15 protein-coding genes and 1 pseudogene are annotated in these 16,080 nt (G+C 40.7%); 8 read left to right on the top strand and 8 right to left on the bottom strand.

Annotated elements, in window-relative coordinates; translation table 11 throughout:
• Nucleotides 1-2: 2 nt before the first annotated feature.
• The 4 genes from RMX89_RS11375 (at nucleotide 3) to cls (ending at nucleotide 3,782) form a co-directional block, all read left to right on the top strand.
• Nucleotides 3-659 carry a glutathione S-transferase family protein gene (locus RMX89_RS11375; protein ID WP_322689005.1) on the top strand — a complete coding sequence of 219 codons (657 nt, stop codon included), beginning with the start codon at nucleotides 3-5 and terminating at the stop codon, nucleotides 657-659.
• Nucleotides 649-1,152, top strand: coding sequence for a GNAT family N-acetyltransferase (locus tag RMX89_RS11370; RefSeq protein ID WP_322689004.1), 504 nt, complete (start codon nucleotides 649-651; stop codon nucleotides 1,150-1,152). Before RMX89_RS11375 ends, RMX89_RS11370 begins: the two co-directional genes overlap by 11 nt.
• Nucleotides 1,153-1,495: 343 nt before the next feature.
• Entirely contained in the window at nucleotides 1,496-2,332 is an 837-nt protein-coding gene (locus RMX89_RS11365) for an endonuclease/exonuclease/phosphatase family protein (protein ID WP_322689003.1), read from the top strand.
• 10 nt (nucleotides 2,333-2,342) lie between these two features.
• Nucleotides 2,343-3,782 (top strand): cardiolipin synthase, encoded by a 1,440-nt coding sequence (gene cls, locus RMX89_RS11360; protein WP_322689002.1) that lies wholly within the window; start codon nucleotides 2,343-2,345, stop codon nucleotides 3,780-3,782.
• 41 nt (nucleotides 3,783-3,823) lie between these two features.
• Here the strand turns inward: cls and RMX89_RS11355 are convergent, their stop codons facing one another.
• From RMX89_RS11355 to purS, 4 genes are all read right to left on the bottom strand, one after another.
• Complete coding sequence (locus RMX89_RS11355) at nucleotides 3,824-4,378, bottom strand: pyridoxamine 5'-phosphate oxidase family protein (protein WP_322689001.1); 555 nt, start codon at nucleotides 4,376-4,378, stop codon at nucleotides 3,824-3,826.
• A gap of 125 nt (nucleotides 4,379-4,503) precedes the next feature.
• Nucleotides 4,504-5,028, bottom strand: coding sequence for a DUF937 domain-containing protein (locus RMX89_RS11350; protein WP_322689000.1), 525 nt, complete (start codon nucleotides 5,026-5,028; stop codon nucleotides 4,504-4,506).
• 229 nt (nucleotides 5,029-5,257) lie between these two features.
• Nucleotides 5,258-5,932, bottom strand: coding sequence for a phosphoribosylformylglycinamidine synthase subunit PurQ (gene purQ, locus RMX89_RS11345; RefSeq protein WP_322688999.1), 675 nt, complete (start codon nucleotides 5,930-5,932; stop codon nucleotides 5,258-5,260).
• 98 nt (nucleotides 5,933-6,030) lie between these two features.
• A complete protein-coding gene (gene purS, locus RMX89_RS11340) occupies nucleotides 6,031-6,309 on the bottom strand; it encodes a phosphoribosylformylglycinamidine synthase subunit PurS (RefSeq protein WP_292747447.1) in 279 nt (92 codons plus the stop codon).
• 145 nt (nucleotides 6,310-6,454) lie between these two features.
• Here purS and RMX89_RS11335 point away from each other — a divergent pair, with 145 nt between their 5' ends.
• Nucleotides 6,455-6,859: a Fur family transcriptional regulator gene (locus tag RMX89_RS11335; protein ID WP_322671886.1), complete on the top strand. Its 405-nt coding sequence runs from the start codon at nucleotides 6,455-6,457 to the stop codon at nucleotides 6,857-6,859.
• Nucleotides 6,860-6,926: 67 nt separating this feature from the next.
• On the opposite strand, the gene RMX89_RS11330 is transcribed toward RMX89_RS11335, so the two are convergent.
• Entirely contained in the window at nucleotides 6,927-7,496 is a 570-nt protein-coding gene (locus RMX89_RS11330) for a Uma2 family endonuclease (protein WP_322688998.1), read from the bottom strand.
• Between the two features lie 283 nt (nucleotides 7,497-7,779).
• Here RMX89_RS11330 and RMX89_RS11325 point away from each other — a divergent pair, with 283 nt between their 5' ends.
• Together RMX89_RS11325 and RMX89_RS11320 are read left to right on the top strand one after the other, a co-directional pair.
• Nucleotides 7,780-8,016: a type II toxin-antitoxin system Phd/YefM family antitoxin gene (locus RMX89_RS11325; protein WP_322685507.1), complete on the top strand. Its 237-nt coding sequence runs from the start codon at nucleotides 7,780-7,782 to the stop codon at nucleotides 8,014-8,016.
• On the top strand, nucleotides 8,007-8,435 hold the full coding sequence (locus RMX89_RS11320) for a type II toxin-antitoxin system VapC family toxin (protein WP_322685506.1): 429 nt from the start codon (nucleotides 8,007-8,009) through the stop codon (nucleotides 8,433-8,435). Before RMX89_RS11325 ends, RMX89_RS11320 begins: the two co-directional genes overlap by 10 nt.
• 189 nt (nucleotides 8,436-8,624) lie before the next feature.
• Here the strand turns inward: RMX89_RS11320 and RMX89_RS11315 are convergent.
• From RMX89_RS11315 to RMX89_RS11305, 3 genes and pseudogenes are all read right to left on the bottom strand, one after another.
• Nucleotides 8,625-11,948, bottom strand: a pseudogene (locus RMX89_RS11315) (NACHT domain-containing protein); the annotation flags it as partial.
• A 120-nt stretch (nucleotides 11,949-12,068) separates the two neighbouring features.
• On the bottom strand, nucleotides 12,069-13,076 hold the full coding sequence (locus tag RMX89_RS11310) for an SPFH domain-containing protein (protein ID WP_322685505.1): 1,008 nt from the start codon (nucleotides 13,074-13,076) through the stop codon (nucleotides 12,069-12,071).
• Between the two features lie 150 nt (nucleotides 13,077-13,226).
• The gene (locus tag RMX89_RS11305; protein WP_322671881.1) at nucleotides 13,227-13,661 is read right to left on the bottom strand and encodes an NfeD family protein; all 435 of its coding nucleotides are present in this window, start codon (nucleotides 13,659-13,661) and stop codon (nucleotides 13,227-13,229) included.
• Between the two features lie 246 nt (nucleotides 13,662-13,907).
• Here RMX89_RS11305 and RMX89_RS11300 point away from each other — a divergent pair, with 246 nt between their 5' ends.
• Nucleotides 13,908-15,929, top strand: a complete 2,022-nt coding sequence (locus RMX89_RS11300) for a protein phosphatase 2C domain-containing protein (RefSeq protein ID WP_322688997.1) — start codon at nucleotides 13,908-13,910, stop codon at nucleotides 15,927-15,929.
• The last annotated feature ends 151 nt before the right edge of the window (nucleotides 15,930-16,080 follow it).

The following is a 16,080-nucleotide window of genomic DNA, read 5'->3' as shown; positions in this document are numbered from 1 at the left end:
ACATGACACAACTTACTTTAGTAATTGGCAACAAAAATTATTCATCTTGGTCGCTTCGTCCTTGGTTAGCGATGAAGCAATTCGGTTTGGAATTCAATGAAATTCGGATTCCTCTCTATAACGACCCAGATTGTTCATTGAAAATTCGGCAATATTCGTCATCAGGAAAAGTACCTGTGTTATTGCACGATAAACAAACAGTGTGGGATTCTCTCGCTATTTGTGAATATTTAGCTGAAACTTTTCCAACCCTGCAATGGTGGCCAGAGGATAAGGCTGCAAGAGCATTAGCTCGTTCTATCAGTGCAGAAATGCACTCAGGATTTCAAAACTTGCGTCAGAATATGCCGATGAACTGCCGTACTAAATATCCTGGTAAAGGTTTAGAACCCGGAGTACAACAAGACATTGACCGTATTATTAGTATCTGGCAAGAATCACGCCAAAAGTTTGGGGCTGGTGGCAATTTTTTATTTGGCAATTTTACGATTGCCGATGCTTTCTTTGCTCCAGTTGTTCTGCGCTTTATAGCCTATGATGTGCAGTTAGATACTGTTTCTATAAATTATGTGGAGTTAGTTTTAGAACTTGCAGCAATGCAAGAGTGGATAAATGCAGCAAAGAATGAGACAGAAGTTATTCCCCAATATGAGTTTTAGGAAAATATTAGATAGCGAGAATAAGAAGGGTAGGAATATTTTAATTCGATATGCAAATAAAAAAGATATTCCTGCCATTATGGAATTGATTCATTTGAAAGCTGAATTTGATGGTTGTCCTGAATCTATAGAAGCAACTCCTCAAAAGCTAGAAATTGATTTATTTGGAGAAGCGCCTCTTGCTTTTGTTCTTTTGGCTGAGGTTAATGGCGATACTATTGGGTTGGCAACCTATCACTTTATCTATTCAACTTTTTTAGCAAAACCTGGAATTTGGCTGGATGATTTATATGTCAAAGCTGAATATCGAAGCCACCAAGTTGGTCAAGCACTCATGCTACACTTGCGCCAGATTGCCAAAGAAAAAGGTTGTGGCAGAATCGATTGGACTGTAGCTGTGTCTAACGAGCGTGGAATCAAATTTTATGAAAAAATAGGTGCAAAGATCATTAATAAAGTAAAATTATGCCGCTTAGACGGTCAGATGTTATAGTTGCGATCGCTCTCTTAAGCCACTCTGGTAAGCTTTAAGGTCTATCCAGGGAAATCGCCCGATCCATCCTGACATTGTTCAAGCTCTAGTGCTTATGGAGCATAGATTGTAGCTTTACAAACGTGCTATTCTTCTCTAACGACTGTTTAATAGCGTTAAGCTCTGACTTTTCACGTTATGTGGAAAAGTCTACCAAAAACCTAATCCTCTAACCCCCTTCCCGCGTCGGGAAGGGGGAAAATTCAAAGTCTCTCTCCTTTTAGGAGAGAGATTTAGAGAGAGGTTTTCCAGATGCCGTGAAAAGTCAGCGTTAAGCTAGAATAAATCCATTTTAATATTAGTAATGCCTAATATTCAAGAACACGTAAACACTCTAGTTACGAAATTGGTTCCGGGTTATAGATTTTTTCGTTTACAAGAACTCACAATTGACAAAAATCATTCAATTCAAACAGAAATTAATAGTCAATCAATTAAAGTTCTCAGTTGGAATATTGCTAAACAAAACTATAATAATGCTTGGGTAGAAGATTTTTCCAAAATTATTGCAACTTATCAACCAAACCTTATATTTCTACAAGAGTTTTCTCTAAAGTTAGAGGCAAATGAATGGGGAAAATGGTTAAAAATGAATTGGAGTTTTGCTCCTAACTTCGTAGATATTCATCACCAAACTTATTCAGGAATATTTACAGCCTCTACAATCAGCCCAATTACCAAAAAAGTTATAGCTACTAAACATTATGAACCGATTGTTAAAACTCCTAAAATTTCTTTAATAACTGAGTATCTGCTACCTGAGCAAAGCATAACTCTGCTGACAATTAATACTCATCTGATCAATTTTGTAGATATAAATAAATTTAAAATCCAACTAAATGAATTAGAGCAAGCCTTATCTACACATCGGGGGCCACTAATATTTTCAGGAGATTTCAATACTTGGAGTCGAAAAAGAGCAGTTATTCTCAATCAAGTAACCACTCAATTAGGATTAACGCCTGTAATTTTCGCACCTGATGAGAAGGAGAAAATTAAACGCTTTTTGTTATCACCTCCTTTAGACCATATCTTTTATCGAGATATCAGTGTGAAGAAAGCCAGTGCTAAAGTGCTAGACCAAATTTGTTCATCCGATCATAAGCCATTGCTGGCAGAATTTACTTATACCAATACTTAAAAAAATTAAGATGCTTGTAGATGCTGGTGTTCTAGCGATTTTTAGCACAGCTACAGTTGTTGTTCATGTCGTGGGAGTTGCACATGCAGCCCATGCAGTGATGAATGTGCGTTCTTCTCAAGGGGCAATTGCCTGGAGCATTTCTTTAATTACCTTTCCCTGGCTAGCTATTCCGTTGTATTGGATTTTAGGAAGAACTAAATTTCATGGATATGCTGAAACACTGCGCTCAGTCTATGCACAACACTACCAGCTTGTTCGTTCGACTTATAGCGAACTGATTAAATTTCAGGTTGCGCCACCAGATAATCTAGCCGAGTTGCAACCATTAGCGGAGGCTTTTACAGAAATTTCTTTCACATCAGGCAATGCTGCCGAATTACTAATTGATGGTCAGCAAACCTATGAAGCAATGCTGAAAAAGATTGCATCGGCGAAAAATTATATTTTATTCCAATTCTATACTGTTAACGATGACCAATCAGGTAATGAGTTTAAAGAAGCGTTAATTGCTAAAGCCAAGCAAGGAATAAGCATCTATTTTCTCTACGATGAAATTGGTTCTAAGAAATTATCTCGCCCTTATATCCAATCTCTACAACAGCATGGAATTGCAGTGAGTGCATTTAACACTACTAAAGGTCAGGGTAATCGGTTCCAATTTAATTTTCGTAATCATCGGAAAATTCTGGTGGTGGATGGAGAAATAGCATTTGTAGGTGGACTGAATATTGGTGACGAATATTTAGGAAAAAATCCTCGCTTGAGTCCCTGGCGCGACACCCACATGATGCTCGAAGGCCCAACTGTACAATGCCTACAAAGCTCTTTTGTGCGAGATTGGTATTGGGCAACTCGAAAACTTATCGAAGTTAACTGGCAGGTAAAAATTAATCAGGATAATCAAACTGTATTCATACTTCCTACAGGCCCCGCAGATCATTTGCCAGCTTGTAAGCTTTTTTTCGTCGAACTAATTAATCAAGCTCAAACTCACCTGTGGATTGCTAGTCCATACTTTGTGCCGGATGAGGCAACATTGTCAGCTTTAAAACTGGCAGCAATGCGAGGTGTGGATGTGCGAATTCTCTTACCAAATCGACCCGATCATTTATTTGTTTATTTATGTTCCTTTTCTTACTACACCGAAATGGAAAAAATCGGTATCAAGTTGTATCGTTACAAAAATGGGTTTATGCACCAGAAAATTATAGTCATTGATGAGAATTTAGCAGGGGTAGGAACCGTTAACTTAGATAATCGCTCTTTTTCCCTCAACTTTGAAGTTATGGGTTTTGTTACCGAGCCTCGGTTTGTCCAAAGTGTGAAAAAGATGTTAGAGGATGATTTAGCTGTCTGTGTTGCTGTCGATCTTAATGAGTACGATAAAAAACCTTTTTGGTTCAAGTTAGCTGTGAGAGTCTCTCGATTGCTGACTCCTTTACTTTGATCGCTAATATATGGATTAATAGAATAATCCATCAGGCAAAGTTAGAGTAATTTACTCAGTGGTGTTGCTAAACCGTCAAGGCTGACAAGATTTTTCTTCTGTTGATATTCTCTAACTCCTTCTTCGCCTTTTTTAGTAGCCCAGTTTACTAGAGTCTGGCGCTGACCTTGATATTCATAGAGTGGTACGCCAAAACCACAGGAGGTTTGGATTTTTTCAATGTCAGCGACGATAATTTGACGAGTTCCTGGTATCGGCAAAAATAGAGAATACAACGAGTCCCACTCTGGAGAACTCGGTAAAATGGTGGTTCCTTGGCCGTAAAGACGCAAGATACACGCGGGTTCTTGAAAGGCACAAAACATGAAGGTTATCCGCCCATTTTCTTGCAAATGGGCTGATGTTTCGTTACCACTACCTGTGAGGTCTACATAACCTACTCGGTTGGGAGACAAGATACGAAAACAGTCCTGACCTTTAGGAGACAGGTTAACATGACCCGTAGGACTCAAAGGTGCAGAGCCAACAAAGAAAAGGTGTTGGGCAGCAATAAAGTCTTGTAGTTCTTCAGTAATACAGTCAAATAATTTAGACATAGACTGTCTGAGTTATATTTATAAATTGATCGTGTTTTCAGCCTATGTCTTAGCTAAAAATCTAGCAAGGTATAATTACCGATGTCTGGTTTATCCCAAAGGAATGGGGAGTTGGGAGAAAACTGTTACTGTCTCATATATCGACTAGCCATTTGGATGGCATCAGCGATATCGACATCACCATCACCATCAGCATCCAAAAAGGAATTTAGGACAGGATTGCCGCCAGCTTGGGGATTTTGAGCATTGGCACCTGATTGCAAAAATTTTAGCACCAAAGGTACTGCCAAAGGTAGCAATTGTTGAACGATACCAGCATCCAACCCAGTGCGCTGGGCAGCAACTTCAGCTACTTGCTGTTGTATTTGAGGAGAAAACAACGAATTGACGGCTTGGGGGTTAGCAGAAGTACCAGCATATTGACTGACTAAACTTTGTGTGGCTTCATTACCATCTGTAGCTTGTTTGTCTTGTAAAGCAGAACGTACTTGACCACCTACAATTGACAAAACTGATTGGATGGTAGAAGGATTTGCGCCTGTGCGATCGCTCAACTGCTGTACAGTATTAACAATGCTTCCTATTTCACCTAAGCTGCCCTGTTGATTGGGATTAGCGACGGCACCAAGAATTTGATCGAAAAGTCCCATAAGTTTGTTTCTCTCTTTGTTCTCAAAAACTTGCCACAATTGGCTGGAAGTTTTTTGTGTACGCGGACTTTTGTAAGTCTACTAAAAGATTAGAACACGTGAGCTTATAATTTGTGAAAAATACTTCAAAGTTCCTACTCAAAAAAATAAATCGCTGTCTGTAGAAGAATGTTCATTTATCTTGCAGACAGCGATCGCAAAACGCTCAACCGATCGCCCGATATTTGCTTTACGCTAATGCCGCTACTTTCTCTAGTAAGCCTTGAAACAACCTCAAGCCGTCACTACCCCCTAGCATTGCGTCTGATGCCCTTTCTGGGTGCGGCATCATTCCCAACACATTACCCCGACGATCGCAAATCCCGGCGATGTTGTTCAGTGAACCGTTGGGATTTTCGCCTTCATAGCGAAATATGACTTGCCCGTTATTTTCAATTTCTGCAAGAGTGGCTGCATCAGCGTAGAATCGCCCCTCTCCGTGGGCAATGGGCAAAGTGATAACTTCACCAGTTGTATAAGCTTGCGTCCATAGATTAGTACGCTCAACTTTCAAGGGGACGCGATCGCAAATAAAATGTAAATCCCGATTTTTGGTTAACACCCCTGGCAAAAGTCCAGCTTCAGTTAATACCTGAAAGCCGTTGCAAATACCGAGGACAAACTTACCCTTTTGGGCGTGTTCCACAACCTGTTGCATCACAGGTGAAAAACGCGCGATCGCACCACAGCGGAGATAATCCCCGTAACTAAAGCCACCAGGAATAATCACAACATCCAAATCAGCAATATCTGTTTCTTGATGCCAAACCATGCGCGTTGGTTGCCCCAGTAAATCTCTGATTACATAAGCAACATCGCGATCGCAATTAGAACCGGGAAAAACAACAACACCGAATTTAGTCATTTGTCATTTGTCATTTGTCATTTGTCATTGGGCATGGGGCATTGGGTATTGGAAAACTTTTTCCTAGTCCCCAGTTCCCAGTCCCCAGTCCCTAGTCCCTAAAATACTCCAGTTTGAGTTTCGACCTCAATTAATTCAAAGCGGTAATTTTCAATTACCGGATTTGATAGCATTTGGTCACAAATGGTATCAAGGTCTTGACGGGCTTTCTTCTCTTCAGTTGAGGTGATGGTGAGTTCAATGTACTTGCCAATCCGCACCTGGTCAACGTTATCGTATCCCAGTTGCTTAAGACCGGATTGTACTGCCACACCAGCGGGGTCTAAAACTGAAGGACGAAGGGTCACGAAAATTTTGGCTAGATACTTGGTTTGCACGGGCTTTTGCTGAATGCTGCGATCGCTATACTATAACTTTCTGTTCCAACTGAGTGAAAATAAGATTACGAAGCGGTTAAAGTTAATCGATCGATTAGCTCATCTAACAGCTTCAAACTACAGTGGCATACTTAAATAATTGTCTATGAGAGCTATACGCACCCGCAGTCAAGAGCGTATTTTCAACCTCCTGAAAAATATCAAAAAAGGCATTTCCGCCCAAGATATTTACGTAGAACTACGTAATACAAATCAGAGTATGGGTTTAGCAACAGTTTACCGTTCTCTAGAAGCCTTAAAACTAGAAGGTATAGTACAAGTGCGGAATTTGGCTAATGGTGAAGCCCTCTATAGCCTAGCACAACAAGATAAACACCACCTTACCTGCTTGCAATGTGGTGTCTCAATTGCGATTAATCAATGTCCAGTTCATGACTTAGAAAACCAGTTAGAATCAAGCCATAAATTTAAAGTTTTTTACCACACCCTAGAGTTTTTTGGGTTGTGCAGTCAATGCCAGGTGAATCAAAGTACTGGGATTAGTCAATAGTTATACCAATTTATGAGACGGATAAAGCGTGTTTTATTTCTGATTTCTGCTGTAATAAATGTTTTATTCAAATAAAACTCAACCAACTAAATACATCTGCAACTGTTAATTGCCAGTTTTCCAAAACACTCAAAACTGGTAAGATATCTTGCTGTTCTTTTAATTCTGGTAATTTATTAGGTTCAAAAATCATGATGGACTCATCAGCAGAATCGAGTAACCAACCTAGCTTCGCTCCATTTTGAATAGAAAATGTAATTTTGCGGATCGCTCGGTTAGGTGATTGTTCTGGTGAAAGAATTTCGATTATCCAATCTGGGGGAATCTCAAATTTATTTGTAACTCTACCTTTTGCATCAAGGGGAATTTTTTGCCATTCAAACACAGCAATATCTGGTACTATTGAACGACCTTCAAATGTACAGCGTAATTCAGGAAAGGCATAAGCTAATTTTTGTAGTTTTGCAACTTGATTTATGGCAGAAGCTAATTCAATTTGTAAAGTACTGTGTTCTCCTTGTGGCATAGGCTTTTGGTATATTTGCCCGTTAAAATACTCGCTTGCTGGTTTTGTCTCCGGTAGTTTTAAGAACTCTTCTACACTTATTGCTGTGGTTGGCTGAATAGATAATGTCATAATTTACAAAGCATCAAAGCTTGATTATTTCATCATGAAAAGTATGGGATAAGCGTTGCGTAGGCGTAGCCTGTAGTAGACATTAAATTTTTCTTACTAGTCATTGTAATTTTATCAAATAGTTTAGATGAAATATGAGGTGAACCTAAAATGCGTTCACTATCTTTCATTGTATCTATTTTTTAGATATTACTAAATAAGATATAAAGTGGCTAAATCCAATTACAATAATGTAAACAGGAAATTTTATTTAATATTTAAGCTTAACAACAGGAGTAATGAAGTGTTGAGAATTAGCATTGAAGAAGCAGCCATCAATTTAAAATCTCTCTTGGAACGGGTAGCTAGGGGAGAAGAAGTAATTTTGCTGGAGCAAGATAAAGCTGTAGCTCGTTTAGTTCCTCTGCTACAAAAGGAACAACGGTTAGCAAATATGAAACAATTTCGAGATTCCCTGGCGATTGAGGGTGAGTCTTTGAGTGCAACCGTCATAAATGCGCGTACAGAGGAATGTCGTTGATTTATTTAGATACAAGCATTATTGCTCCTTTATATTGGACAGAAGCTTTAAGCGATGTAGTTGAACAGTTACTTATCAATGAAACTGAAGTTGGTTTGAGTCAATTGGTTGAGGTTGAACTGGTTTCTGCGCTATCGCGTCGAGTCAGAATGCGAGAAATATCTCAGCAGGATGCAACAGCTATTGTAGCGAGGTTCCAAGCAGATTTGGAAAGTGAATTTTATACTCAAATCGCGATAGAAACAGTTCACTATAATTTAGCCCGTGAGTGGATTAGTCGATTTGATACACCGTTGCGTACACTGGATGCTCTACATTTGGCGATCGCTTTTCAAAATAATATCCAATTGGTAACGGCTGATGAAGCTTTAGGAACAAGTGCTGAAGTTTTAGGAGTTGAGGTTTTGTTACTGCGGTAAATCAACTTTCCTTTACAAGTCTTCATCTTCTACATTTACCAAAAGTGCGTAGGCATAGCCCATTGTAGACATCGCGCTAGCCTCCCATCAGGTATCGCCTAAAATTTATTCCCCATCTTCCATTGCACCTAATGATTTAAGGGTAGTAATTTCTGCTGTGGTTAAACCTTTAACACCTGTGATATTCATGCGTTCATAGGGGCGATCGCTTCTCAATGTTTTTAGACATTCGCCAGTTTCAACATCCCAAATTTTGATTGTTTCATCTTGGCTACCACTAACAACAGTTTTACCATCAGGATTGAAGGAAACTGAAAATACCTCAGCAGTATGTCCACATAGTGTTTGAAAACATTCTCCAATCGGGATATGCCACAACTTAACAGTAGTATCTTCACTAGCTGTGGCAAGGATTTGCCCATCAGCACTAAAAGCTACTTCCTGCACTACATTCGAGTGTCCTGGCAAAATTTTGAAGCATTCGCCTGTGTCCACATCCCATAACCTTACTGTGCAGTCGGAACTACCGCTAGCAAGACTTTTACCGCCAGGGTGGAAGTCAAGCGAACGAATTGTACTACTATGCCCCTGTAGAATTTTAAAGCATTCACCTGTATTCACATCCCATAATTTTACTTTTGAGTCAGAACCCCCACTAGCTAATGTTCCATCAACAGGATTAAATACAACTGAATGTAGTGTATATGGATCTCCATTAATAGCTGTTAGGCATTTACCTGTTTCAATATCCCATAATCTAACTTTTGCGTCAACGCTACTACTAGCTAACAGCTTTCCATCAGTACTAAAAACAACTGAGAATATCCAACAACTATGCCCATATAAAGTTTTTAGGAGTTTACCTGTTTCAATATCCCGTAATCTAACTGCGTTAGTGCTACTACTAGCAAGAATCTTTCCATAAGGACTAAATGCAACTGAAAGTGTAAAATCACAATCTGCTAAATTTGCTTCTGCAAAATTCACGCTCTGCAAACGAGCATTCCTAAAATCTGTCCCTTTAATCAAAGTACAACTTAAATCTCTCCCCTCCAAGGCTCCTTTATCTACCTTCACTGCTAAGGTCGCCGCATTTCCGCCAACATAACCAACCTCATCCTCACTTCTAAAGCGTGTCACCTCAATAACCTTAATTAGCGAATCACTATCACCTAACATCGGCACAAGCAAATCCATCACAGCTTTTGTAAGTGGTGCTTTACCAAAAGTTTCTCTCAATTTCTCAAAAGACTCACTTGTAAATGCTTTTAGTGGTGCAATAATATTATCCTTGCGCGAAAAATAACCAGACCATGTATAGTCAATAGGCACTGCACTGCTATTCAAACCTGACTGTGCTTGGGCTAATTCAGTAAAATCGCTAGCCAACGCTCCCAACTCTGCTGCAAATTTATACGCTACAAAAAACTCTAACAGCGATCTATGAGCCGGAGTGTAGTCACCATCAGCATTACGCACAAGCATCGTTTGCGCCATCATGTCATAATGCCAGTGGTCTAAATCCTTCTCTTCTTGAACGATAGAACCAAATAAGCGGCGAATGCGTTCTGGGAACAGCCGATAATTGAGGCTCATTTTGTCAGTAGACAGCATTTCCCAAGAAAGTTCGCACAAAAAGTATAGCTTTTCTGCCAAAGAAGTAAACGTGCGATCGCTCTTTATATCCCGTTCCATTTTCCGCCGCACCGCGTACAAGTAAACCCGCGACATATCCACAGGTTTACCCGCCTCAATATCTGGCAAAGCTTCCAAAATTAACTCACTCATCACCGGACGACGGGCTAAATCCAGTAATTGCGGATTTCCCATTACTTGTTCAATCGTTGCAGCTACCGTTTGATGCGACAACACTAGTCGAATTTGCTCGTCGTTAAATTTCTCTAGTTCCAGCATTTCAAACTGCGGTGTTTCCCCTGTGAACTGCTTGGTAGAAGCTTGCAACTCGGCATTGAGTAAAGCACGTCCTTCCTTAGCGTCGGGAAAATGTTCGGTGCGACAAGTCAGGATAACCTTGGCACTGGGAACCACCACTTTTGCCAGTTCCCAAAAGTTATTAATCATCTGCTGACGGTCAATTTTTGCTGCCATTTCGTCAAAACCATCGAAAATTAGCAGCAATTTGCCCATGCGGTTTAACTGGTCAAAGACTTCGCTAGTTAAACGAATATTATGTTGTGTAAAAAAGAACCCTGCTAAAACGTTCTCGACATTTATCGCTTTGGCAAAATCTCGCAGCGTAATCACCAAAGGCAAACGGGGACGCTCTACACCGCGTTTTTGGGCATCTCGATAACGTTGCAATGCCACCCAAGCATAATGGAAGGAAAACCAAGTTTTCCCCGTACCAAATTCTCCTAGTATAGAAATATGCTCTTTGGCGGGATCGTCCAACCACACATCAATATAACCATCAATCCAACCATCGCGATCGCTATAGTGACTGATGCCGATACGCTGTTTAGTATCGGGGTCAATTTCTTCTTTTGTACAAGCTAAAGGAACGTATTTTGTATCTATTTGCCGCCGGATGATTTCTGCTTCCAACCAATCGAGATAATCGCTAAAATCAGCATCTTGGTCAATGAGTTCGTCAAAAGTGTAACAACCTAAGTGGCGATTTTCCTCCTTTTCCACCTCATTTCGCGCCGCGCGTGCAATCCGTCTGGCTGTAACTAACCAACCTTCATCAGTTCTCTGCTGCTCCACAGAGGAACGCAAAACAGCGACATCCTTAAGTCCAACTTCCCCCTCAATTCCCCGAATCAGGATGCGGTCATATCGGTTACGCCGGGTTGGCACATTGATAATCCACTCAAAATATGAATCACCCCAAACTTCATACTTTTCAAAGCGGTAGCCCAAAGTTTCAAACCAGCCGCGCATTTGTTGAGCTAAAGCTATAGCTCGACATTTATTTTCAGTAGATGTTTCGGCCTCTAGCAGTGCAAAGGAATTTTGTGCAGCCAACCGCGCTATTTCTGTCCGAATACCTTCCAGCGTCGGCAACCTGTCAAGTACTTCTTGGATATTTGCAATGCGTTTTTGCAAAGAGCCAATTTGTTGACTCATTAATGTATCTGCTGGGTTGCGAGTGCGTTTAGCAACTTCTGCAAAAACAATATAAAATGCGGCAATTTCCCTTCTAATGTCAGTTCCCAAACTTCTAATGTCATCACCCAACGCATAAGCATTAAGCCAAGCATCAACCTCAGAAAGCAAAATTGAGGGGTTGTTATGGTCAAATGCTTTACGGAAAGCCTGTTTTATTGCTTCTTGGCGAAAAAGTTCTAAAAAAGGCTTAGGTTTTCCAACACCGTACTCTACCAGTGTGTATGCATAAACCCCACTAAAATCTGCTGGTGGATGCTCTGGATCGAGGTTAAACTGCTGAAGTAATTTAATTACAGTCTCATTGCGCTGAATTTTTTCCTTAATTAAAGGATTCGCGATCGCAATAATAGCGTTGATAACCTGTTCTGGGTTAATTATCATTTGTCATTTGTCATTTGTCATTTGTCATTGGGAATGGGGCATGGGGCATTGGGCAATAATTATTCTTTCTCTCCGTACCTCCACTGTCTCCTCTGCTCCCCTGCTTCCCATTTCCCATTCTTAACTAGAGCGGTTATTTTCTAATCCTGGGATTTGTTTAGAAAACAAATCGTTAGAGTTAACCTGACCATCTGAAACGACGGAGCGTATACCCTCTAAGGCAGCGGGAATGGAACGCGGATCTATAAAAATCACTTTACTGCTATCGCTTTTACCAATTGTCGCGCCCATATCGAGATAGCCCAAGGCAAACAGAACTTCCACTGCTTTATTGGCATTGGGATTATTGTGGAGCTTTTGGGCAATAATTTCTGATGACTCTGCGATCGCTTGGGCTTTCAAAACTTGTTGTTGACGTTCTGCTTGAGCCTTCAAAACGATCGCCTTTTGTTCAGCTTCCGCTTGCAAAATTACCGATTTTTGACGAGCTTCCGCATCCAAGATTTGCGCGTCAGCCTTACCTCTGGCGCTATTGACAGCAGCTTCGCGATCGCCCTCAGAAGTTAAAATTGCAGCCCGTTTGCGTCGTTCTGCTGACATTTGCAATTCCATCGATTCTCGTACTGCTTGAGACGGAATAATATCTCGCAGTTCTACCCGTGTCACTTTCACACCCCAAGGATCGGTCGCAACATCCAAATCTTGTAATAAAAGCTCACTGATGTGGGAACGAGCAGTAAAAGTTTGATCCAACTCCAGTTGTCCCATTTCGGCGCGAATTTGAGTCAGCACCATATTTATCATTGCCGCTTGGAGATTTTCTACCTTGTACCAGGCTTTTTCCATATCCACAATGCGCCAATAAAACACTGCATCTACCTCAATACCAACGTTGTCACGGGTAATGCACTGTTGAGGAGGAATATCTAAGACTTTTTCTTTGATAGTTTCTCGGTAGACAACTCTATCTACAAAAGGAACGACAAAGTTTAGTCCTGGTTCTAGTTTTTTGTTATAGCTACCCAATCTTTCCACCAAAGCTTCATTGCCCTGATTGACGACTTTCACCGAACCTGCTACAGCAGAACCACCAAGAGCTAAAAATACTAGTAAAAAAAACTGTTCCATTGTAAATCTCCTAATTTTTAATAAAGGGAGTGCAAAGTGGAGGAGATGAGTGAGCAGAGAAATTAGAGTAAAAAGAACTATTGAATTGTGACAAATGACAAATGACAAATACTTCGACTTCGCTCAGTACAAGTGACAAATGACAAATACTCAAGAATTCAACAGATTTTCCGGTACAACAATCAAAGTAGTACCTTCCCTCCTAACCACATAAACTCTTTGATGGGGTGGTATGGTAAATTTGTCATCGTCACATCTTGCTTGCCAAGAATTTCCCTCATACCGTACCCGCCCTGTTTTTCCAGGCAGAATTTCTGTTAAGGTTTCAGCTATGACTGCATCCCGAATTTTTGATTTGCGTTGTCTTGGTTGCAAAAACCGACGAGAAAGCACGATTAGGGCTATGGAAAGCAACAGCCAAACTACAATTTGCAACCATACACTTCCCATACCCACTCCAGACAGCAGCGCCACCACAAAAGCGCTAATTCCCATCATCAAGGCGACAAACGCCGACGGTAAGAACAGTTCCATTAAACACAGAACTGCTCCTGCCAGAAGCCAGATTAAGGTAAAACTTGGCATAGCGCCATCCTAAACTCTACATTGACGTAAATGCATTTCTACGATTAGATACAGCCAGATATAAGTTATTTACAGAAAACAAAACTGGGTATTTCTACCAATAATTTTGTAATTTTGATTAATTTCAGTAACAAGGTGTAGCTAGCAGTACACAAGTCCAGTTTATTCTAGCCTTCAATTCATTGCCAGCTAAAGTTAATCGAAGTTTATGTATAAATAAGAATTCTGACTCCTGACTCTTGTTTTATGATTTCCACTCAATTGATAATTTTTTGTATAAATCCACGCTGTAATAGCCCCATTAATCCTATGGGAGATAACGTTTGTGCCAGTTGCCAAACTCCTTTAGTTCACCGCTATCTTTGGGCGACTGGCTCATTGGCTGCTTACATCCCACCAGGCACAAAGGTAGCAGACAGGTATGAGGTAATTAAACAACAGATTTGGCTGGATACTCAACCGGGACTGCCGCCAGATGTACCTGAAGAATTGCCAACGGCAGTAATTCCTTATTTACGGTTATATCAAGAGCGGTTGCATCTGCCACAGGCTTATGGGTTTGCTAGTAATCTTGAAGAAGATACAACTGATATCCTCTTATTGGAAAATGCGCCGATAGATAAGACAGGAAATATCTATCCAACTATTGTTGAGGCTTGGGAGGAAGCCACGGCAGTACGACAAGTTTATTGGCTGTGGCAAATTCTCCAACTTTGGACACCTCTAGCAGAATTGGGACTTAGCCGCAGTTTACTAGTAATAGACAACTTGAGAGTCGAAGGTTGGTGTGTGCGACTGTTGGAACTCTACCAAACACCAGCTGATGAGAAGTTGAGTTTACAAAATCTGGGGGAATGTTGGCAGTTTTGGGTAGTTTCTGCGAAGGCATCAGTAGCTAAAGCGTTACAGGACATTGTCCAAGAGATGTGTGAAACTGAGATTGAGTTAGAGGAAATTAGTATTCAACTCAATAATTTACTACTAGCAGCTGCGGCAGAATTGCCATTAGCCTTAAAGGTGGCAGGTTCTACAGATATTGGCCCAATGATGGCGCAAAATGAAGATGCTTGCTATCCCAATAGTTTGAGTGATTTAGATGAACCTTTATTGCGCCACTTGTCGATTGTGTGCGATGGCATTGGTGGGCACGAAGGCGGTGAGGTTGCAAGTCAGTTGGCAGTGCAGTCTGTAAAGTTGCAAATTCGCGCTTTACTAACTGAGGTGACAGAACAAACTGCACTTTTTTCACCTGAGTTGTTGCAGGAACAATTAGAAGCAAGCTTACGGGTGGTAAATAATGTAATTTGTGCCCGCAATAACGAACAAAAACGCCAGGGCAAAGAACGCATGGCTACAACTATTGTGATGGCGTTGCAAGTTCCACAACGAATCCAGACAAGTACTGGGTGGCAATCAAATAATACCCATGAGCTTTACTTGGCTAATGTTGGCGATAGCCGGGCCTATTGGATTACTCGCAATTATTGCCAGCTACTAACTATAGATGATGATGTGGCAACGCGAGAAGTACGCCTTGCTAAAAGTTTGTATCGAAAGGCACTCTTCAGACCAGATGCGAGTGCTTTAACTCAAGCATTGGGGACAAGAAATTCAGAATCTTTGCGTCTCAATGTTCAGCGATTTATTCTGGAAGAAGATGGCATTTTGCTACTGTGTTCTGATGGTTTAAGCGATCGCAACTGGGTAGAACAATCTTGGCAGGATTATGCAATACCCGTGCTAACAGGGCAAATGACAGTTGAAGATGCTGTCCGCAACTGGATTAACTTAGCAAACGAAAAAAATGGGCATGATAATACATCGGTTGTGATGACCTATTGCCGTGTCTCTCCAGAATACTTAGTACCCGTGACTCCGGCGTTGCCAGAAGAGATTATAGAAACAGAAATACAAGAAGAAGAACTAGAGAAATTAGAAGAACTAGAAGAACCAGAAGAACTAGAGGAATTAGAAGAACCAACTTCTTTTACAGAAAGTTCCCAAGCTTTGCTAGATTTGGATCTAAATTCGGATCTAGATTTGGATCTTTCAGAAGAACCACCTCTCAACCCAGAAATTCCACCAACTTTAATTACAAAACCGAAGTGGCGTAAACCTTTAGTAATGCTGGGGGGAGTGTTGGCGTTGCTTGTAGGGGGTACAAGTCTGGGATTATTTGCTTGGTGGCAAATTAATCCTCAAGGATTACAGCAGATGTGTCGGCAACTTCCCCAAGAAATGCAGTCAGTGTGTCCGAGTGGGAAATAGATTATACCGAAATATTCTAATGTTGATGAGAAATATTGCAGTATTGATCAGGAATATTCTAATGTTTGCCAGGAATATTGCAATGTCTGCCAGGAATATTCTAATGTTTGCCAGGAATATTCTAATGTTGATAAGAAATATTGCAATGTTT

Source organism: Nostoc sp. DedSLP04, from assembly GCF_034530775.1.
Classification (GTDB): Bacteria; Cyanobacteriota; Cyanobacteriia; order Cyanobacteriales; family Nostocaceae; genus Nostoc.
The sequence above is the reverse complement of the archived record's forward strand: the minus strand, read 5'-3'. Positions and strand labels throughout refer to the sequence as shown.